The organism is Xanthomonas sp. DAR 34887, from assembly GCF_041245805.1.
GTDB classification, from domain to species: domain Bacteria; phylum Pseudomonadota; class Gammaproteobacteria; order Xanthomonadales; family Xanthomonadaceae; genus Xanthomonas_A; species Xanthomonas_A tesorieronis.
In genome coordinates this window covers 4,442,401-4,459,812 of the sequence record NZ_CP162490.1, presented here as the reverse complement: position 1 = coordinate 4,459,812, position 17,412 = coordinate 4,442,401, and the positions used below count along the sequence as shown (strand labels likewise).

17 protein-coding genes are annotated in these 17,412 nt (G+C 68.0%); 12 read left to right on the top strand and 5 right to left on the bottom strand.

What is annotated here, in order from left to right:
- Positions 1-167 precede the first annotated feature (167 nt).
- The 10 genes from AB3X08_RS18965 to AB3X08_RS18920 all read left to right on the top strand — a co-directional run bounded on the left by AB3X08_RS18965 (position 168) and on the right by AB3X08_RS18920 (position 8,563).
- Positions 168-533, top strand: coding sequence for an ATP synthase subunit I (locus AB3X08_RS18965; protein WP_179568774.1), 366 nt, complete (start codon positions 168-170; stop codon positions 531-533).
- 27 nt (positions 534-560) lie between these two features.
- Entirely contained in the window at positions 561-1,355 is a 795-nt protein-coding gene (gene atpB, locus AB3X08_RS18960) for a F0F1 ATP synthase subunit A (RefSeq protein ID WP_369934317.1), read from the top strand.
- Between the two features lie 76 nt (positions 1,356-1,431).
- Entirely contained in the window at positions 1,432-1,731 is a 300-nt protein-coding gene (atpE, locus tag AB3X08_RS18955) for a F0F1 ATP synthase subunit C (protein ID WP_046978353.1), read from the top strand.
- Between the two features lie 117 nt (positions 1,732-1,848).
- Positions 1,849-2,319 (top strand): F0F1 ATP synthase subunit B, encoded by a 471-nt coding sequence (locus AB3X08_RS18950; protein ID WP_184413276.1) that lies wholly within the window; start codon positions 1,849-1,851, stop codon positions 2,317-2,319.
- A 1-nt stretch (position 2,320) separates the two neighbouring features.
- Positions 2,321-2,848, top strand: a complete 528-nt coding sequence (locus tag AB3X08_RS18945) for a F0F1 ATP synthase subunit delta (protein ID WP_369934315.1) — start codon at positions 2,321-2,323, stop codon at positions 2,846-2,848.
- Between the two features lie 147 nt (positions 2,849-2,995).
- Entirely contained in the window at positions 2,996-4,543 is a 1,548-nt protein-coding gene (atpA, locus tag AB3X08_RS18940) for a F0F1 ATP synthase subunit alpha (protein WP_369934314.1), read from the top strand.
- 117 nt (positions 4,544-4,660) lie between these two features.
- A complete protein-coding gene (gene atpG, locus AB3X08_RS18935) occupies positions 4,661-5,524 on the top strand; it encodes a F0F1 ATP synthase subunit gamma (RefSeq protein WP_369934312.1) in 864 nt (287 codons plus the stop codon).
- 149 nt (positions 5,525-5,673) lie between these two features.
- On the top strand, positions 5,674-7,080 hold the full coding sequence (gene atpD, locus AB3X08_RS18930) for a F0F1 ATP synthase subunit beta (RefSeq protein ID WP_369934311.1): 1,407 nt from the start codon (positions 5,674-5,676) through the stop codon (positions 7,078-7,080).
- Positions 7,081-7,245: 165 nt separating this feature from the next.
- Positions 7,246-7,668: a F0F1 ATP synthase subunit epsilon gene (locus AB3X08_RS18925; RefSeq protein ID WP_145705148.1), complete on the top strand. Its 423-nt coding sequence runs from the start codon at positions 7,246-7,248 to the stop codon at positions 7,666-7,668.
- A 322-nt stretch (positions 7,669-7,990) separates the two neighbouring features.
- The gene (locus AB3X08_RS18920) at positions 7,991-8,563 is read left to right on the top strand and encodes a chorismate mutase (RefSeq protein WP_369934309.1); all 573 of its coding nucleotides are present in this window, start codon (positions 7,991-7,993) and stop codon (positions 8,561-8,563) included.
- A 168-nt stretch (positions 8,564-8,731) separates the two neighbouring features.
- Here AB3X08_RS18920 and AB3X08_RS18915 read toward each other — a convergent pair whose 3' ends face one another.
- A complete protein-coding gene (locus AB3X08_RS18915) occupies positions 8,732-9,112 on the bottom strand; it encodes a GtrA family protein (protein ID WP_369934307.1) in 381 nt (126 codons plus the stop codon).
- A gap of 142 nt (positions 9,113-9,254) precedes the next feature.
- On the opposite strand from AB3X08_RS18915, the gene glmU reads away from it, so the two are divergent.
- Together glmU and AB3X08_RS18905 are read left to right on the top strand one after the other, a co-directional pair.
- Entirely contained in the window at positions 9,255-10,619 is a 1,365-nt protein-coding gene (gene glmU / locus AB3X08_RS18910) for a bifunctional UDP-N-acetylglucosamine diphosphorylase/glucosamine-1-phosphate N-acetyltransferase GlmU (RefSeq protein WP_369934305.1), read from the top strand.
- Between the two features lie 119 nt (positions 10,620-10,738).
- Positions 10,739-11,695 (top strand): right-handed parallel beta-helix repeat-containing protein, encoded by a 957-nt coding sequence (locus AB3X08_RS18905; RefSeq protein WP_369934303.1) that lies wholly within the window; start codon positions 10,739-10,741, stop codon positions 11,693-11,695.
- 438 nt (positions 11,696-12,133) lie between these two features.
- Here the strand turns inward: AB3X08_RS18905 and AB3X08_RS18900 are convergent, their stop codons facing one another.
- The 4 genes from AB3X08_RS18900 to AB3X08_RS18885 form a co-directional block, all read right to left on the bottom strand.
- The gene (locus tag AB3X08_RS18900) at positions 12,134-13,486 is read right to left on the bottom strand and encodes a sensor histidine kinase (protein ID WP_369934301.1); all 1,353 of its coding nucleotides are present in this window, start codon (positions 13,484-13,486) and stop codon (positions 12,134-12,136) included.
- Positions 13,483-14,820 (bottom strand): sigma-54-dependent transcriptional regulator, encoded by a 1,338-nt coding sequence (locus AB3X08_RS18895; RefSeq protein ID WP_369934299.1) that lies wholly within the window; start codon positions 14,818-14,820, stop codon positions 13,483-13,485. Before AB3X08_RS18895 ends, AB3X08_RS18900 begins: the two co-directional genes overlap by 4 nt.
- Before the next feature lie 157 nt (positions 14,821-14,977).
- A complete protein-coding gene (locus AB3X08_RS18890) occupies positions 14,978-16,165 on the bottom strand; it encodes an FtsX-like permease family protein (RefSeq protein ID WP_369934297.1) in 1,188 nt (395 codons plus the stop codon).
- A gap of 13 nt (positions 16,166-16,178) precedes the next feature.
- On the bottom strand, positions 16,179-17,411 hold the full coding sequence (locus AB3X08_RS18885) for an ABC transporter permease (protein ID WP_369934295.1): 1,233 nt from the start codon (positions 17,409-17,411) through the stop codon (positions 16,179-16,181).
- Position 17,412: the final 1 nt, after the last annotated feature.

The window sequence follows — 17,412 nt, the reverse complement described above, 5'->3', positions numbered from 1 at the left end:
TGCGGGCCGCGGTGCGGGTCCGCGGCGTGCTATCGTTGGCGGCTTGGCTCGATCCGGGCACGGCCGCAACCTTTGGCGGTTGTCTCGCAAATTGTCCCATTGCTATAATTCCGCGGCTCGACGGACGCGAAGACGTCCTCAACCCACCACCAACTGCAGGATTTTCTGTGCTGAACTCCGTTGATGCGGGTCGGCGGCTGATGCTGCGCGCAGCGATTTACCCGCTGGTGGCGGTGGCCGTGGTTTCCCTGGCGTTCCTGCTGCTGGGGCCGAAGTACGCCATGGGCGCTGCCGCAACCGGGCTGGCGACGGTGGCGGGGGGATGGCTGGCGGCACGCACCGCGTTGAGCGGCGGCGTGCAGGCGGCAGGTGCGGCGATGGCGCGGTTGATCGTGGCCATGGTGCTGAAGTGGGTGCTGGTGTTCGCGGTGCTGGCGCTGGGCTTTGCCTGGTGGCGGCTGCCTCCTCTGGCCCTGTTGGCGGGTATCGCCACCGGGCTGATGTTCCAAGTTCTGGCTCTGGCCAGACGTTGATCGAATCACGATAAAGGCTCAGGACTCATGGCGGGCGAGGAAGCAACCCCTACCTCCTACATCCAGCACCACCTGCACAACCTCACCTTCCAGGTGCAGGAAGGCGGGTTCTGGCAGGTGCACGTCGACACCCTGGTGATGTCGGTGCTGTCCGGCCTGCTGATGGTGTTCGGCTTCTGGCTGGCCACGCGCAAGGCCACCGCCGGCGTGCCAGGCAAGTGGCAGGCGTTCGTGGAGATCCTGCTGGAGTTCGTCGACCGCCAGGCCAAGGACACCTACCACGGCACCAGCAAGCTGGTGACCCCGATCGCGATCACCCTGTTCTTCTGGATCCTGATGATGAACCTCATCAAGATGATTCCGGCGGACTTCCTGGCGATCCCCCTGAGCTGGGCCGGCGTGCACTACTGGAAGCCGGTGCCGACCGCCGACGTCAATGCCACCCTGGGCATGTCGATCAGCGTGTTCTTCCTGATGATCTTCTTCTCGCTGCGCTCCAAGGGCGTGGGCGGGATGACCAAGGAATTCCTGACCGCCCCGTTCGGCAAGTGGATGCTGCCGTTCAACCTGATCCTCAATGTGGTCGAGTGGCTGAGCAAGCCGGTCTCGCTGGCGATGCGACTGTTCGGCAACATGTTCGGCGGCGAGATCGTGTTCCTGCTGATCTGGGTGCTGGGCGGGGCCGGCATCTTCGGCGCACTGGCCGGCGGCGCGTTCGGCTTCGGCTGGATGCTGTTCCACCTGCTGGTGATTCCGCTGCAGGCTTTCATCTTCATGATGCTGTCCATCGTGTATCTGAGCCTGGCAGAAGACAGCCACTGACGTTTCTGTTTCACGCGTTACGCAACCCTTCGTTCGATTCACCATCCTCAAGCAACTTTAGTTCTCGGAGAAAACCATGTACTTCGCCGTCCTGACCAACCTCGCCCAAGTCCAGAGCTCCACCGTCCTCGCCGTCGGCATCATGATCGGCCTGGCCGCGCTGGGCGCCGGCCTCGGTCTGGCCATCATGGCCGGCAAGTTCCTGGAATCGGCCGCGCGCCAGCCGGAACTGATCCCGGTGCTGCAGGTGCGCATGTTCATCACCGCCGGCCTGATCGACGCCGCGTTCATCATCAGCGTCGCGGTCGGCCTGCTGTTCGCGTTCGCCAACCCGATGATCGGCGAGTTCGTGTCGCGCCTGCCGCAGGGCGGCTGATCCAGTAGTAATGGCGGACGGTCGCAGCGATGCGGCCGCCCCGCTGCGGATGAAGGTTCGGACGCGTGCGCCGCGATGGCGGCGCGTCCACCCCGTCACTTTGGCTGAGCGTACCCAATGAATATCGGTCTCACCCTCTTTGCCCAGGCGCTGGCGTTTGCCGGTCTGATCTGGATCGTCGCGACCAAGATCTGGCCGCCGCTGATGAAGGCCATCGAAGAGCGCCAACAGAAGATCGCCGAAGGCCTCGCCGCCGCCGATCGCAGCCAGAAGGATCTGGCGCAGGCGCAGGAAAAGGTCAACGAAGCGTTGAAGGATGCACGCATCAAGGCCAACGAAATCATCGATCAGGCCCACGCGCGCGCCAACCAGATCGTCGAAGCGGCCAAGAACGAGGCGATCGCCGAGGCCAACCGGCAGAAGGATCTGGCCCAGGCCGAGATCGAAGCCGCGGCCAACCGTGCGCGCGAGGATCTGCGTCGCCAGGTGTCGCTGCTGGCGGTGAGCGGTGCGGAAAAGCTGCTCAAGCGCGAAATCGACGCCAACGCCCACAAGGCGCTGCTCGACGAGCTGGCGGCGGAGATCTGAGATGAGCCAGGCCCTCACACTGGCGCGTCCGTATGCCCGCGCCGCGTTCGCCGCGGCCAGCGATGCCGGCAAGCTCGCGCCCTGGTCGCAGGCCTTGGCGTTCTCCGCCCAGATCGCGGCCGACCCGCGCGTGGCGGCGTTGCTGCACAACCCGCAGCTGCAGCGCGAGCAGGCGGTGGCGCTGCTGGCGCCGCAGGTGGCCGACGAGCAGTACGCGCGCTTCCTGAGCCTGCTGGCCGAAGGGCAGCGGCTGCCGCTGCTGCCGGAGATCGCCGGGCTGTACGATCAGCTGCGCGCCGAGGCCGAACGCGTGGTCCAGGCCAACGTGACCTCGGCCACGCAGTTGAGCGACGCGGAAGTGGCCTCGCTGAAGGTGGCGCTGAAGCAGCGCTTCGGCCGCGAGGTCGAGATCACCACGGCGGTGGACGCTTCGCTGATCGGCGGCGCGGTGATCGACGCCGGCGACGTGGTCATCGACGGTTCGCTGAAAGGCAAGCTGTCGCGCCTGCAATCCGCACTGGCCCACTAAGAAGCGGGAATGGCGAATAGAGAAAAGAGAACCCGGCCCGGCGGCGACGCCAGCAGCGATTCCCGATTCCCCATTCCCGATTCTCAAAGAAGCTAACCAAACGTCGCCATCCGCCTTCGCGCGGTGGACGATCCGAAGGAAACCAAGATGGCAACCACGCTCAATCCCTCCGAAATCAGCGAACTGATCAAGAACCGCATCGAGCAGGTCAAGCTGACTGCGGAGTCGCGCAACGAAGGCACGGTCACCAGCGTGTCCGACGGCATCGTGCGCATCTTCGGCCTGGCCGACGTGATGCAGGGCGAAATGATCGAACTGCCGAACGAGACCTACGCCCTGGCGCTGAACCTGGAGCGCGACTCGGTCGGCGCCGTGGTGCTCGGCGACTACGAGAACCTGCGCGAAGGCGACGTGGCCAAGACTACCGGCCGCATCCTGGAAGTGCCGGTGGGCAAGGAGCTGCTCGGCCGCGTGGTCAACGCGCTGGGCGAGCCGATCGACGGCAAGGGCCCGCTGGGCACCAGCCTGACTGCGCCGGTGGAGCGCGTGGCGCCGGGCGTGATCTGGCGCAAGTCGGTCGACCAGCCGGTGCAGACCGGCTACAAGTCGGTCGACGCGATGATCCCGATCGGCCGCGGCCAGCGCGAGCTGGTCATCGGCGACCGCCAGACCGGCAAGACCGCGCTGGCGATCGATGCGGTGATCAACCAGAAGAGCACCGGCATCAAGTGCGTGTACGTGGCGATCGGGCAGAAGGCCTCGACCGTCGCCAACATCGTGCGCAAGCTGGAAGAGAACGGCGCGCTGGCGCACACCATCGTGGTCGCCGCGACCGCCTCCGAGTCGGCGGCGATGCAGTACATCAGCGCCTACGCCGGCTGCACCATGGGCGAATACTTCATGGACCGCGGCGAAGACGCGCTGATCGTGTACGACGATCTGTCCAAGCAGGCCGTGGCCTACCGCCAGATCTCGCTGCTGCTGAAGCGCCCGCCGGGCCGCGAAGCGTATCCGGGCGACGTGTTCTACCTGCACAGCCGCCTGCTGGAGCGCGCCGCGCGCGTGTCCGAGGAGTACGTGGAGCAGTTCACCAAGGGCGAGGTCAAGGGCAAGACCGGTTCGCTGACCGCGCTGCCGATCATCGAGACCCAGGCCGGCGACGTATCCGCGTTCGTGCCGACCAACGTGATCTCGATCACCGACGGCCAGATCTTTCTGGAAACCGACCTGTTCAACGCCGGCATCCGTCCGGCGGTGAACGCCGGCATCTCGGTGTCGCGCGTCGGCGGCGCCGCGCAGACCAAGATCATCAAGAAGCTCTCCGGCGGCATCCGCATCTCGCTGGCGCAGTACCGTGAGCTGGCGGCGTTCGCGCAGTTCGCCTCGGACCTGGACGAAGCCACCCGCAAGCAGCTCGAGCGCGGTCAGCGCGTCACCGAGCTGATGAAGCAGAAGCAGTACCTGCCGATGTCCATCGCCAACCAGGCACTGTCGATCTACGCGGTCAACGAAGGCTTCCTGGACGACGTGCCGGTCAACAAGATCGGCGCCTTCGAAGAAGGCCTGCACGCGCACTTCGCCAACACCGCCGGTGAGCTGGTGGCCAAGGTCAACGACAGCGGCGACTGGAACGGCGAGATCGAAGCGGCGTTCAAGAAGGGCATCGGCGAGTTCAAGACCACGGGCAGCTGGTAAGTCAGTTGCAGGGAATCGGGAATCGAGAATAGGGAATCGTAGGAGCGGGATCCGGGCTTTGCCCATTCCCGATTCTCCATTCCCCATTCCCACGAAGCGAGCAAAGCGAGCGAGAGCATGGCAGGCGGACGCGAAATCAAAACCAAGATCAAGAGCGTGCAGAACACCCGCAAGGTGACGCGCGCGCTCGAGATGGTCTCGGCCTCCAAGATCCGCAAGGCGCAGGATCGGATGAAGACCTCGCGCCCGTACGCGCAGGCGATGAAGCAGGTGATTGGGCATCTGGCGCAGGCCAGCACCGACTACACGCATCCGTTCCTGGTGCAGCGCGATGCGGTCAAGCGCGTCGGCTACATCGTGATCTCCTCCGATCGCGGCCTGGCCGGCGGCCTCAACAACAACCTGTTCCGCAAGATGCTGGGCGAAGTGCGCCAGTGGCAGAACCAGGGCGCCGGCATCGACGTGGTCACCATCGGCCAGAAGGCATCGGTGTTCTTCCGCCGGCTCAAGGTCGACATGGTCGGCAGCGTCAGCCACCTGGGCGACGTGCCGCAGCTGGAGCAGCTGATCGGCGTGATCAAGGTAATGCTGGATGCATTCACCGAGGGCAAGGTCGACCGCGTCTACCTGGTCTACAACCGTTTCGTGAACACGATGACGCAGAAGGCCAGCTTCGATCAGCTGCTGCCGCTGCCGGCGGCCGAGAGCCAGGTCGCGCACCACGACTGGGACTACCTGTACGAACCCGATGCCGCGACCGTGCTGGAGCACGTGATGACGCGCTACATCGAGTCGCTGGTGTACCAGGCGGTGCTGGAGAACGTGGCGTCCGAACATGCCGCGCGCATGGTCGCGATGAAGGCGGCCAGCGACAACGCCAACAAGCTGATCAGCACCTTGCAGTTGATCTACAACAAGGCGCGGCAGGCGGCGATTACCCAGGAAATTTCCGAGATCGTCGGCGGCGCAGCGGCCGTCTGACGACGGCCGCGGGATTGGGGATTGGGCATTCGGGATTCGCAACAGCAGCCAGGCGCGCTTTGCGAATCCCCAATCCCGAATCCCGAATCACGGATTATTGAAGGGCCGACTCGTTGGCCGATCGAATTAAGTTAACCGGAGCAGCAAACATGAGTCAGGGCAAGATCGTTCAGATCATCGGCGCGGTCGTCGACGTCGAATTCGCGCGTGCCGATGTGCCGAAGGTGTACGACGCACTGAAGGTCGAAGGCACCGCCATCACGCTGGAAGTGCAGCAGCAGCTGGGCGACGGCATCGTGCGCACCATCGCCCTCGGCTCCACCGACGGCCTCAAGCGCAACCTGGTGGCGTCCAACACCGGCCGCGCGATCTCGGTGCCGGTCGGCCCGGGCACGCTGGGCCGCATCATGGACGTGCTGGGCCGCCCGATCGACGAGGCCGGCGACGTGCAGGCCACCGACCATTGGGAAATCCACCGCGCCGCGCCGAGCTACGAAGACCAGTCCTCGGCCACCGAGCTGCTGGAAACCGGCATCAAGGTCATCGACCTGATGTGTCCGTTCGCCAAGGGCGGCAAGGTCGGCCTGTTCGGCGGCGCCGGCGTCGGCAAGACCGTCAACATGATGGAACTGATCAACAACATCGCCAAGGCGCACTCGGGTCTGTCCGTGTTCGCCGGCGTGGGCGAGCGTACCCGCGAGGGCAACGACTTCTACCACGAGATGAAGGACTCCAACGTCCTGGACAAGGTGGCGATGGTGTACGGCCAGATGAACGAGCCGCCGGGCAACCGTCTGCGCGTGGCGCTGACCGGCCTGACCATGGCCGAGTACTTCCGCGACGAGAAGGACGAGAACGGCAAGGGCAAGGACGTGCTGCTGTTCGTCGACAACATCTACCGCTACACCCTGGCCGGTACCGAAGTGTCGGCGCTGCTGGGCCGCATGCCGTCGGCGGTGGGCTACCAGCCGACCCTGGCCGAGGAAATGGGCGTGCTGCAGGAGCGCATCACCTCGACCAAGACCGGCTCGATCACCTCGATCCAGGCCGTGTACGTGCCCGCGGACGATTACACCGACCCGTCGCCGGCGACCACCTTCGCCCACCTCGACTCGACCGTCGCGCTGTCGCGCAGCATCGCCTCGCTGGGTATCTACCCGGCGGTGGATCCGCTGGATTCGACCTCGCGCATGATGGATCCGAACGTGATCGGCCACGAGCACTACGACACCGCGCGCCGCGTGCAGATGACCCTGCAGAAGTACAAGGAACTGAAGGACATCATCGCGATCCTGGGCATGGACGAACTGTCCGAAGAGGACAAGCAGTCGGTGTCGCGCGCGCGCAAGATCGAGCGCTTCTTCAGCCAGCCGTTCCACGTGGCCGAAGTGTTCACCGGCTCGCCGGGCAAGTACGTGTCGCTGAAGGACACCATCCGCGGCTTCAAGGGCATCGTCGAAGGCGAGTACGACCACCTGCCGGAGCAGGCGTTCTACATGGTCGGCAGCATCGAAGAGGCGGTCGAGAAGGCCAAGAAGATGGCCGAGAAGGCCTGATCTGAATGCCGGCCGCGTCGCGGCCGGCATTCGGGAATGGGGAATAGAGAATCGTCAAGGCGGGACAGGCGGCATCCGAGGCATCGCGCAAGTGGTCAGTGGCAATCTGCTTCTCACCATTCCCGATTCCCGATTCCCGATTCCCGCCTCACCCAGTGAGGCACCATGAGCACCATCCGTTGCGACATCGTCAGCGCCGAGCACGAGATCTACCACGGTGAAGCGACCCTGGTGGTCGCCACCGGCGAGCTGGGCGAGCTGGGCATCGCGCCCAAGCACGCGCCGCTGATCACCCGGCTCAAGCCCGGCAAGGTGGTGGTCACCACCGCCAGCGGCGAGCAGCTGGATTTCGCCATTTCCGGCGGCATCCTCGAGGTGCAGCCGCAGGTGGTGACCATCCTGGCCGACACCGCGATCCGCGCGCAGGACATCGACGAGGCGTCGGTGCGCAAGGCCAAGGAAGAAGCCGAGCGCATGCTCGCTAACCGCGGCGACGGCATCGACGTGGCCGAGGCGCAGGCCAAGCTGGCGGAAGTCACCGCGCAGCTGCAGGCGTTGGAGCGCCTGCGCAAAAACCTCAAGCACTGACGCCGCCGCGCGCGCCGCCTGGCGGCCGCACGACTGCGACGAAGACGCCGGCGATTGCCGGCGTTTTTCGTTGGCGATGTGCGCGGAGGCGGGGCGCCCGCTTTTCCGTAGCGTCCCTGCGCATGCGCCGCACCGCACGCGCGACCGGTGTCGGGCGCAACAGTGACATGGCGCACGGCGCTGGCTTTATCGCCGCTGACTCGGCTGCGCGCCTGCGCCGCAAGCGCGGCGTGGTGCAACGAAATCGTCCAATGGCTTCGGCAAGATGGCGACCCGATCTGCGCATCCTTCCCCCACGCAGACGGCTTTCAGGAGAGACCCGATGACCGCTTCCGTCGCCGCCACCCTCCCGCGCATGCTGAGCGCGCTGCTGGCCGCTACCGCCATGCTCGGCTGCGCGGTGCCCGCGCGCAGCGCCACGCCGCTGGAACCGCTGCTGGACCGCATCGTCGAGCGCAACGCGATCGGCGACCAGGTCGCGCTGAGCAAATGGGACAGCGGCAAGCCGGTGCTGGACGCCACGCGCGAGGCCGCGGTGCTGGCCAGCGTGCGCGAACAGGCGCCGGCGCACGGTGTGGACGCGGACGACGCGGCGCGCTTCTTCGGCATGCAGATCGAGTCCAACAAGCTGGTGCAGTACCAGTTGCTGGAGCGCTGGCGGCTGCGCGGCCGCGCGCCCGAGCAGCCGCGTCCGGACCTGACCGCGTTGCGCGCGCGCCTGGACCAGCTGCAGGGCGAGATGCTGGATGCCTTGCAGGCCAACGCTGCGGCCCGGCAAGCGCCGGACTGCCCGGTGGCGACCGCGCGCGCAGCCGAGGCCTATGCGTTGCGCTGGCAGCTGGACCAGGTCCATCGCACCGCGCTGGTGCGCAGCCTGGGCGATTTCTGCCGCTGAGCGGGTGAGCGGCATAGTCCGATTGCGCGCAGAGGCGTCTGCGCCGTCGAGAGCCGCGCCTGCAACAGCCAGGTTGATTCTGTAGGAGCGGCTTCAGCCGCGACAGGCGTTACCGATGGCGCCTGTCGCCGCTGAAGCCGCTCCTGCAGGTGCTACGCCATGCGCAGGCTAGCGGTACACCACGTGCCGCCCAACGAAGAACGACAGCACCGCCAGCGCGCCTTCGACCACCGGTTTGGCCAGCCACGCCAGGCGCAGGCCCAGCGCGTCCGCGCACAGTGCCACCAGCCAGGTGCTGAGCAGGGTGAGCACGATCCACATCGCCATGAAGCGGCCGAAGCGCTGCCAGCCCAGGCGCGCGCCGTCGCTGGCGAATGTGATGCGGCCGTTGAGCCAGAAGCCGAGCAGCGCGCCGCACACGCGGCCGAGCACGTTGGCCGGGATCGTTGGCATGCCGACGGCGGTCGCCGCGACGAACACGCTCCAGTCGATCAGCAGTTGCAGCAATCCGATCACGACGAATTGACTGCCCTGGCGCAGCAGAGTCATGCAAGCCCTGGGTTGGGATCAAGCGCGCATGCTAGCGCCTGCGGCGCGGATGTAAATGCCGCGGCGCGATGCGATGCGCATGCGGCACGCAGACACGGCTGCCTCTAAAATCCCGGTCTGACCCGGAATGGAACTTCCCCCCATGAGCCTGCCCCTGCACGTCGTGATCCTTGCCGCCGGCGCGGGCAAGCGGATGAAGTCCGCCAAGCCCAAGGTGCTGCAACCCATCGCTGGCCGGCCGATGCTGGCCCACGTGATCGACACCGCGCGCCAGCTGCAGCCGGCGGCGATCCATGTGGTCCATGGCCATGGCGGCGACGCGGTGCGCGCGGCCTTCGGCGACCAGCCGGATCTGCTGTGGGCCGAGCAGGCGCGGCAACTGGGCACCGGCCACGCGGTGCAGCAGGCGACGGCCGCGGTGCCGGATGCGGCCACCGTGCTGGTGCTGTACGGCGACGTGCCGCTGATCCGCGCCGACACCTTGTTGCGCCTGCTGCACTCGCCGGGACGGCTGGCGGTGCTGGTGGCCGAACCCGAGGACCCCGACGGCTATGGCCGCATCGTGCGCGACGCGGCGGGCAAGGTCGCCGCGATCGTGGAGCACAAGGACGCCGACGACGAGCAGCGCCGCATCCGCACCATCAACACCGGCATCGTCACCGCCGAATCCACCGCGCTCAAGCGCTGGCTGGCGCAGCTGCGCAACGACAATACGCAGGGCGAGTACTACCTCACCGACGTGTTCGCCGCCGCCGCCGCCGAATTCACGCCCGCGGAGATGGTGCTGGTGGCCGATCCGATCGAGGCCGAAGGCGCCAACGACCCCTGGCAGCTGGCGCAGCTGGAGCGCGCCTGGCAGCTGCGCGCGGCGCGCGCGCTGTGCGAGCAGGGCGCGCAGCTGCTCGATCCGAACCGGCTGGACCAGCGCGGCCGCGTGCGCGTGGGCCGCGACGTGTGCATCGATGCGAACGTGGTGCTGGAAGGCGAGGTGGAACTGGGCGACGGGGTCAGCATCGGCCCGTTCGTACGGCTCAAGGACGTGGTGCTGGGGCCGGGCACCGAAGTGCGCGCGCACTGCGACCTGGAAGGCGTGATCACCGAGGGCGCGGTGATGATCGGGCCGTTCGCGCGGCTGCGGCCGGGCACGGTGCTGGCCGATGGCGTGCACATCGGCAACTTCGTCGAGACCAAGAAGGCGGTGCTCGGCGTCGGCAGCAAGGCCAATCATCTGACGTATCTGGGCGATGCGACGATCGGCAGCGGGGTCAACATCGGCGCCGGCACCATCACCTGCAATTACGACGGGGTGAACAAGTCGCAGACCACGATCGGCGACGACGTTTTCGTCGGCTCCAACAGCGCGCTGGTGGCGCCGCTGACGATCGGTGACGGGGCGACCATCGGCGCCGGGTCGGTGATCACGCGCGACGCGCCGGCCGGCCAGCTCACCGTGGCGCGGGCGCGGCAGGCCTCGCACGAAGACTGGAAGCGGCCGAAGAAGAAATAGCCGGCAGCGCGCGCGGGCAGCGCGTGACAGGCATCGCAGCCGCACCCGCATGGCCGCGCTAAGGTGGCGCGGCTGGCCGGATCCGGCGCCAGCGTCGCAACGCTGCATGGAGGTGTTCGATGTCGGTACGACGCATGCGCTGGTGGGTCTTGCTGCTGCTGGCGGCGGCGAGCGGCGTGCACGCGCAGACCTTCCGTCTGTACCTGGCACCCGATGGCGACGATGCCGCGGCCGGAACCAGCGCCGAGACCGCGTTGAAGACGCTGAGCGCCGCGCAGCAACGGCTGCTGGCGCAACCGCCGCCGGCCGCGGTGGAGATCGTGGTCGCGCCCGGCACCTATCTGGGCCAGTCGGTGCGCTGGACGTTCCGCAACGGCGCGCCGCTGCGCATCGTCGCCGCCTCCGGCGCGAGCACGATGCCGCATTTCGACGGCGGCGGTGGCGGCACCTGGTTCACCCTGCGTGGCGGCGGCAACCAGCGCACCCAGCTGCAGTTCGTCGGCCTGGAGGTCAGCGACTACTGGATGGCGATGGATCTGGGCAGCAGCAACGCGGCCGCGGACGGCAACGCCGGCAACGAGATCCGCGGCATGCGCTTTGTCCGCATCGGCGGCATCCATGGCCAGGGCGATCCGGCGTATTCGTATGCGGCGATCCGCCTGCAGAACTCGCGCGACAACGTGATCGCCGACAACCAGTTCAGTGCGATCGAGAACAGCAAGGAAACCTCCGGCTACATCCATGCGCTGTATCTGGCGCGGCAGTCGACCGGCAATACCGTCGAGAACAACAGCTTCACCGACGTCAACGGCGACGTGGTGCGCACCCGCGATGCGTCCGACGATACCCAGGTGCGCGGCAACCGCTTCGTGCGCGCCGGCAAGTACGCCGCGTTCTCCGACTGGTTCGATCCGGAGCAGGGCGAATGCCCATCGCAGGGCGGGCGCTTCGTCGACAACACGGTCGGCGCCGGTTACTACGGCGCGATTCCGGCGACGGCCACCACAGGAGCCGACGATGCGTGCGGCGCGCTGGGCGCGCCGCGCATCGTCGAGAGCGGCACTGTGCGCGAGTGAGATGGGTGCTGCAGCGGTGGATCTGCAGCGTGCAGCGCAGTGAGGGAATTTGTGGGAACGACTTCAGGCCACCTCTAATAACTTCATTGCGGAAGCTGCATGTTGCGCGTGGCGATGGTGTGTCGTTTTCCTGTCGCGGCTGAAGCCGCTCCTACAAGAGCATGGCGCATGTTGTAGGAGCGGCTTCAGCCGCGACAGAAGGACGAAGTGGCCGCAATGCCGACGCCAGCGACAGCTGCTGCCACGTCGATGCGACTGCCGCCAGTCCATGATCGGCACCGCCGACGCTGGTGACGCCGCGCATCGTCGGAACGTCGCGGTACGCGAATGGAGACGCTGACGGATTGATGCGAATCCTGTAGGAGCGGCTTCAGCCGCGACAGGTGCTGCCGAAGTGTCTGTCGCGGCTGAAGCCGCTCCTACAGGGGGCGCGAGGCGTTAGGTCGCCGAGGCCAGCGGCAGCTGCACCGCCACGCACAGTCCGCCTTCGTCGCGGTTCTGCAGCGACAGGCGGCCGCCGTGCGCTTCGACGATCTCGCGGGTCAGCGCCAGGCCCAGGCCGGTGCCGTTGCGCTTGGTCGAATAGAACGGCATCAGCGCGTTGTGCAGCACCGCTTCGTTCATGCCGCTGCCGCGGTCCAGCACTTCGATGCGCAGCCATTCGGGGCGGGTGGAGACGCGGATGCGCACGCTGTCGGCCGGTGCCTGGCCCTCGGGGCTGGATTCGTGCGCGTTCTTGACCAGGTTGAGCAGCGCCTGCTGCAGCTGCGCCGGATCGACCCGGCTGTGCAGGTCGGGCGCCTCCAGTTCCAGCGCGAAGGGAATCTGCTGCTGCAGCCCGCCCAGGAACTGCGCCCAGTGCACGGTCTGCAACTGCGGCTGCGGCAGCTTGGCGAAGCGCGCGTAGCCGCGGATGAAGCCTTCCAGGTGCCGCGCGCGCTCCTCGATGGTGCCGAACACTTCCTCCAGCCGCTCCACCTTCTGCCGCCGCACCAACTCGGCGCCGGAGTGCGCCAGCGAGGCGATCGGTGCCAACGAGTTGTTCAATTCGTGGCTGATCACCCGGATCACCTTCTTCCATGTGTGCACTTCCTGGCGGCGCAGTTCGGCGGTGAGCAGGCGGATCAGCAGCAGTTCGTGCGGGCGGCCGTTGAGCCGGAAGCGGCGCCGCGACAGATGGTAGACCTGCTCTTCTTCCGGATCCTCGTCGTCGTCGATGGTGAACAGGCTGTCGCCGCCGCGCGCCACCGCCTCGCGCAGCGCCGGCGGCATGCCCAGCAGCAGGTCGTCCAGGCGCTGGCCTTCCAGTTTCCAGCCGCCGTGCAGCAGCTTGCGCGCGGCCAGGTTGGAGAACACCACGCGGCGCAGGCCGTCGCCGCCGTTGGAGGTCAGCAACATCGCCACCGGGGTGTTCTGCACCATGGTGTCGAGCATCAGCTCGCGCTGCGCCAGGCCCTGGCGTTGCTCGCGCAGGATCTCGCCCAGCTGCCGGTGCGCGGCGACCATCTCGCCCAGTTCGTCGTCGCCGCGCCAGTGCACGCCGAAGTTGTATTCGCCGTCGCGGTAACTGCTGACGGTACCGGCCAAGGCGCGGAACAGCGAGCGCATCGGCGCGGTGGCGCGACGCAGCGTCCACCACATCAGCGCCAGCAGCGACAGCGCCGAGAAGGTCACCACTTCCCAGCCGCGGTCCATCCAGTACGCCAGCAGCCACGGCATCGCCGCGGCCAGCGCCAGCACCGGCAACAGGCGCAGGAACAGGCCAACGGTGAAGGAGCGGCGCAGTTTCATTCGCGCGGGATTCCGTAGCGGTCCATGCGCCGGTACAGCGCTTGCCGGCTCATGCCTAGTTCGGCCGCGGCCTGGGCGATGACGCCGTTGGCGCGGCCGAGCACCGCGACGATGCGCTCGCGGTCCGGTTCGGCGCCGGCGGCGGGACGCTGCGCGGCCGGCTTGGGCAGGTTGAGGTCGGTGGCCTCGATCGAGCGGCCGCCGGCCAGCAGTTCGGCGCGCTGGACGACGTTGCGCAGCTCGCGCACGTTGCCGGGCCAGGCGTGTCGCTGCAGCGCCTGGGCGGCGCCAGCGGACAGCGCCTTGGCGCCGGACAGGAAGTGCTCGGCCAGCGGCAGGATGTCGCCGGGCCGGTCGGCCAGCGCCGGCAGCGACAGCTCCACCGCGTTGAGCCGGTAGTACAGATCCTCGCGGAACGTGCCTTCGCGGATCATCGCGGTCAGGTCGGCATTGGTGGCGCTGATCACCCGCACCTTGACCTGGCGCTCGCGGTTGGAGCCCAGTCGCTCGAAGCGCCCGGTCTCCAGCACGCGCAGCAGTTTCATCTGCCCGGCCAGCGACAGGTTGCCGATTTCGTCCAGGAACAGGGTGCCGCCGTCGGCGGCTTCGAACTTGCCTTCGCGCACCTTGTTGGCGCCGGTATAGGCGCCGGCCTCGGCGCCGAACAATTCGGCTTCGATCAGCTCGGCCGGAATCGCGCCGCAGTTCAGCGCCACGAACGGGCCCTGCCGCATCGGCGAATTGGCCTGCACGATCTCGGCGATCTTCTCCTTGCCGCTGCCGTTGGGGCCGGTGATCAGCACCGGCAGTTCCGAGCGTGCGACCTGGCAGGCCAGGGCGATGGCGCGCTCGCTGGCCGGATCGGCGAACACCGCGCCGCGCAGGTCGTAGCGCTGCGCCAGCTGCTGGCGATGGCGGCGTTCGCCGTCGCGGCGCCGTTCCAGTTCGCGCCGCGCTTCGGACAGTTCCAGCAGGTTGTTGACCGTGGTCAGCAGCTTGCGGTCGTCCCAGGGTTTGGCCAGGTAGTCGGCGGCGCCGGCCTTGACCAGTTCCACCGCGCTGCTGAGCTGGGTCCAGGCGGTCAGCAGGATCACCGGCAGGTCCGGGTGGCGCGCGCGGATCGCATCGAACAACGCCACGCCTTCCTCGCCCGAGGTGGTATCGGCGGTGAAGTTCATGTCCTGCAGCACCAAGTCGATATCGCCCTCGGCCAGGCGTTGCAGTCCGGCATCCGGGCTGTCGGCATGCACGGTCTCGATGTCGTGCAGCGAGAACAGCACTTCCAGTGCGGTGGCGACGGCGGGGTTGTCGTCGATGATCAGGATGCAGGGCATCGGAAACCTTGTCGGATGGCTTGGGCGGAACGGGCGACCGCCGGACGAAACGGCATCATCGCAGTCCCGCTGCGGCTTGTCGTGTGCGCCGACGACCGTCGGCATGCGGTCGATGCCGGGGCATGCGCACGCGATATGGCGACCACGGGCATGCGCATCACCGATACGCCGCAGGCGACAGTCGCGCCGCGCGCACCGCCGGTCCGCGCATCGCCAGCCAGCCGGCGACCAGCAACAGCGATGCGATGCACAGCGCCGACAGCGGCGGCGGCGACAGCGCTGCGACATCCGGCAGGATCCGGCGCAGCAGCGCGGCGACGCCGCTGCCGATGGCCACGCCCAGGCCGCACAGCAGCAGGTTCTCGTGATGCAGCTGGCGGCGGATCTGCGCCGCACGCGCGCCCAGCGCGCGGCGCAACGCGATCTGCCGGTGACGCTTGCGCACCATCAGCTCGCTGATGGCGTAGACCGTCGCGGTCGTGGCCAGCAGCCACAGCGCTGCGCCTGCAGCCAGCAGCATCAGCCGTTGGCGATGCAGGTGCCGTTGCCGCAGGCGCAGTTCGCCGGCGCTGCCGAGGTCGTAGACGCGTCCTGCCGCGATCCGCCGCGCATGCGCCTCCAGGTCAGCGCGGACGCCCGTCGGATCGCCCTGGGCGACGCGCAGCACGTACAGCGCGTCGCTGTCGTCCTGCAGACGCAGCGCCAGAATGGCGCCGTCCTGGCTCTCGCCCTCGTCGCCGGCACCCGGCGCGCGCAGGCGCTCGACGATGCCGACCACGCGCGCCGGCGCCCGGCTGCCCAGATACACCGCCTGTCCCACGGCGTCGCGGCCGGGGAACAACCGCGATGCCAGCGACTGGGTCAGGATCACCCGCTGCGCCAGGTCCAGCGCGGTGGGCGAGGTGAGGTCGCGGTACTCGTCGCTGGCGAAATCGCGGCCGCGCTGCAGGCGCAGGCCCAGCGCCGTCACCATTCCGGGACCGCCGAGGTAGGTGGTCACGCGGAACTGTCCGCCGGCGCCGTCGGCGCGCGGTCCCATCAGCGTGCTCCAGTGCTCGGGGCCGAACGGCAGCTGATTGATCGCCGCCACGTGCAGGACGCCGGGAATCGCGCGCAATGCCGCCGCATCGTGCTGCGCCTGCGCGGCGGACACGCGGCCGCTGAGCCGCAGCGTCAGCAGATGCGCGTCGTCGTCGATGCCGCTGGCGGCGTGCATCCGCGCATGCGCCTGGGACGCCAGCGTGCCCAGGGCGAGCAGCACCGGATAGGCGAGCGCCATCTGCAGCACGATCAGCGTCGCCAGCAGCAGGTGACTGCGTAGCGAGATCAGCAGGCGATCCAGCATCCGCAACACCCGCTCAGGCGCTGCGCGTGGCGACCGCGGGCGGCACCGCGGCGGCGCGCTGCGCCGGCCACAGCACCGCCAGCTGGCCGAGCGCAAGCAAGGCCACGGCCGCCGCCGGCAGGTAGCCCAGCGGCAGACGCGCCAGCTCGTAGTGCTGCATCAGCGCCTGGTTGAGCAGCACCGCCAGCGCCATGCCCAGCACGCTGCCGTTGCCCACGATCAACAGGTTCTCGGTCTGGAAATAGCGCAGGATGTCGCGCCGGGTCGCGCCGATGGCGCGGCGGATGCCGATCTGACGCGTGCGCTGCTGGACCCAGAAGCTGGCCAGTCCGCCAATGCCCAGGGCGGTGACGAACAGCAGGCCGCTGGTCGCGGCGAGCAGCAGCCCGATCATGGTGGCATCGCGCTGAAAATAGTGTTGCCGCACCTGCGCGAAACTGCGCCGCCCCGCGTCCGGAATCAACCGCAGCGGGCCGGCCTTGGCCAGTGTGGCTGCGGCGGCGGCCAGCACCCGGTCGCGGTCCTGCGGGGCGCTGCGCAGCAGGTATTGCGTCTGCGCGCCGCTGGGACGCTGCGGCGACAGCGCGACCAGGCGATCGACCGCGGCGCTGCGCAGCATCGGGCGCAGCAGGTCGTCGACCACGCCGACCACGGTGCTCTGATTGTCGCCGTAGAGCGTCTTGCCGACGGCCGGCTGGTCCGGCCACAGCTGTTGCGCCAGCGCCCGGGTCACGATCAGCGCGCTGGGCGAGGCGGTGGAGTAGTCGTCGGCACGGAAATCGCGGCCGGCGATCAGGTGCGCGCCCATCGCCTGCACGAAGCCGGGCGAACCGGAGTAATAGGTGGCCTGGACACAACCAGCCCCGTCCATCGATCGCTGCGCGGTCGCGCGTTCCAGTGCCTGCCGATCGGCGCAGCCGCCGTAGTCGTTGGAGCCGCCGGACAACGGCGTGCTGAACCCGATCGCGGCCGCCGCCTTGACCCCGGGAATGCGGCGCAGCGCCAGCAGGTCGGCCTGCTGCTGGGCCTGCGCAGCGTCGCCGCCCTGCAGGCCGCGCACCGAGATCAGCGCCAGTTCGTCCTCTGGCAGGCCGCTCGGGGTCTGCAGACGCTCGATCCGGCCGCCGATCAGGAATACGGCGTTGGCGACGAAGGCGCAGGTCAGCGCGACCTGCAGGGTCAGCAGCGCAGCGGTGAGGCGATGGTGCTGCAGGCTGGAGAGGATCGGGCGGATCGGCAGGGGCATG

Excerpts from the sequence above, each read along its gene's own strand:
- atpB (WP_369934317.1), top strand. The coding sequence starts at position 561 with ATGGCGGGCGAGGAAGCAACCCCTACCTCCTACATCCAGCACCACCTG.
- atpE (WP_046978353.1), top strand. The coding sequence starts at position 1,432 with ATGTACTTCGCCGTCCTGACCAACCTCGCCCAAGTCCAGAGCTCCACC.
- AB3X08_RS18950 (WP_184413276.1), top strand. The coding sequence starts at position 1,849 with ATGAATATCGGTCTCACCCTCTTTGCCCAGGCGCTGGCGTTTGCCGGT.
- AB3X08_RS18945 (WP_369934315.1), top strand. The coding sequence starts at position 2,321 with ATGAGCCAGGCCCTCACACTGGCGCGTCCGTATGCCCGCGCCGCGTTC.
- atpA (WP_369934314.1), top strand. The coding sequence starts at position 2,996 with ATGGCAACCACGCTCAATCCCTCCGAAATCAGCGAACTGATCAAGAAC.
- atpG (WP_369934312.1), top strand. The coding sequence starts at position 4,661 with ATGGCAGGCGGACGCGAAATCAAAACCAAGATCAAGAGCGTGCAGAAC.
- atpD (WP_369934311.1), top strand. The coding sequence starts at position 5,674 with ATGAGTCAGGGCAAGATCGTTCAGATCATCGGCGCGGTCGTCGACGTC.
- AB3X08_RS18925 (WP_145705148.1), top strand. The coding sequence starts at position 7,246 with ATGAGCACCATCCGTTGCGACATCGTCAGCGCCGAGCACGAGATCTAC.
- AB3X08_RS18920 (WP_369934309.1), top strand. The coding sequence starts at position 7,991 with ATGACCGCTTCCGTCGCCGCCACCCTCCCGCGCATGCTGAGCGCGCTG.
- AB3X08_RS18915 (WP_369934307.1), bottom strand. The coding sequence starts at position 9,112 with ATGACTCTGCTGCGCCAGGGCAGTCAATTCGTCGTGATCGGATTGCTG.
- glmU (WP_369934305.1), top strand. The coding sequence starts at position 9,255 with ATGAGCCTGCCCCTGCACGTCGTGATCCTTGCCGCCGGCGCGGGCAAG.
- AB3X08_RS18905 (WP_369934303.1), top strand. The coding sequence starts at position 10,739 with ATGTCGGTACGACGCATGCGCTGGTGGGTCTTGCTGCTGCTGGCGGCG.
- AB3X08_RS18900 (WP_369934301.1), bottom strand. The coding sequence starts at position 13,486 with ATGAAACTGCGCCGCTCCTTCACCGTTGGCCTGTTCCTGCGCCTGTTG.
- AB3X08_RS18895 (WP_369934299.1), bottom strand. The coding sequence starts at position 14,820 with ATGCCCTGCATCCTGATCATCGACGACAACCCCGCCGTCGCCACCGCA.
- AB3X08_RS18890 (WP_369934297.1), bottom strand. The coding sequence starts at position 16,165 with ATGCTGGATCGCCTGCTGATCTCGCTACGCAGTCACCTGCTGCTGGCG.
- AB3X08_RS18885 (WP_369934295.1), bottom strand. The coding sequence starts at position 17,411 with ATGCCCCTGCCGATCCGCCCGATCCTCTCCAGCCTGCAGCACCATCGC.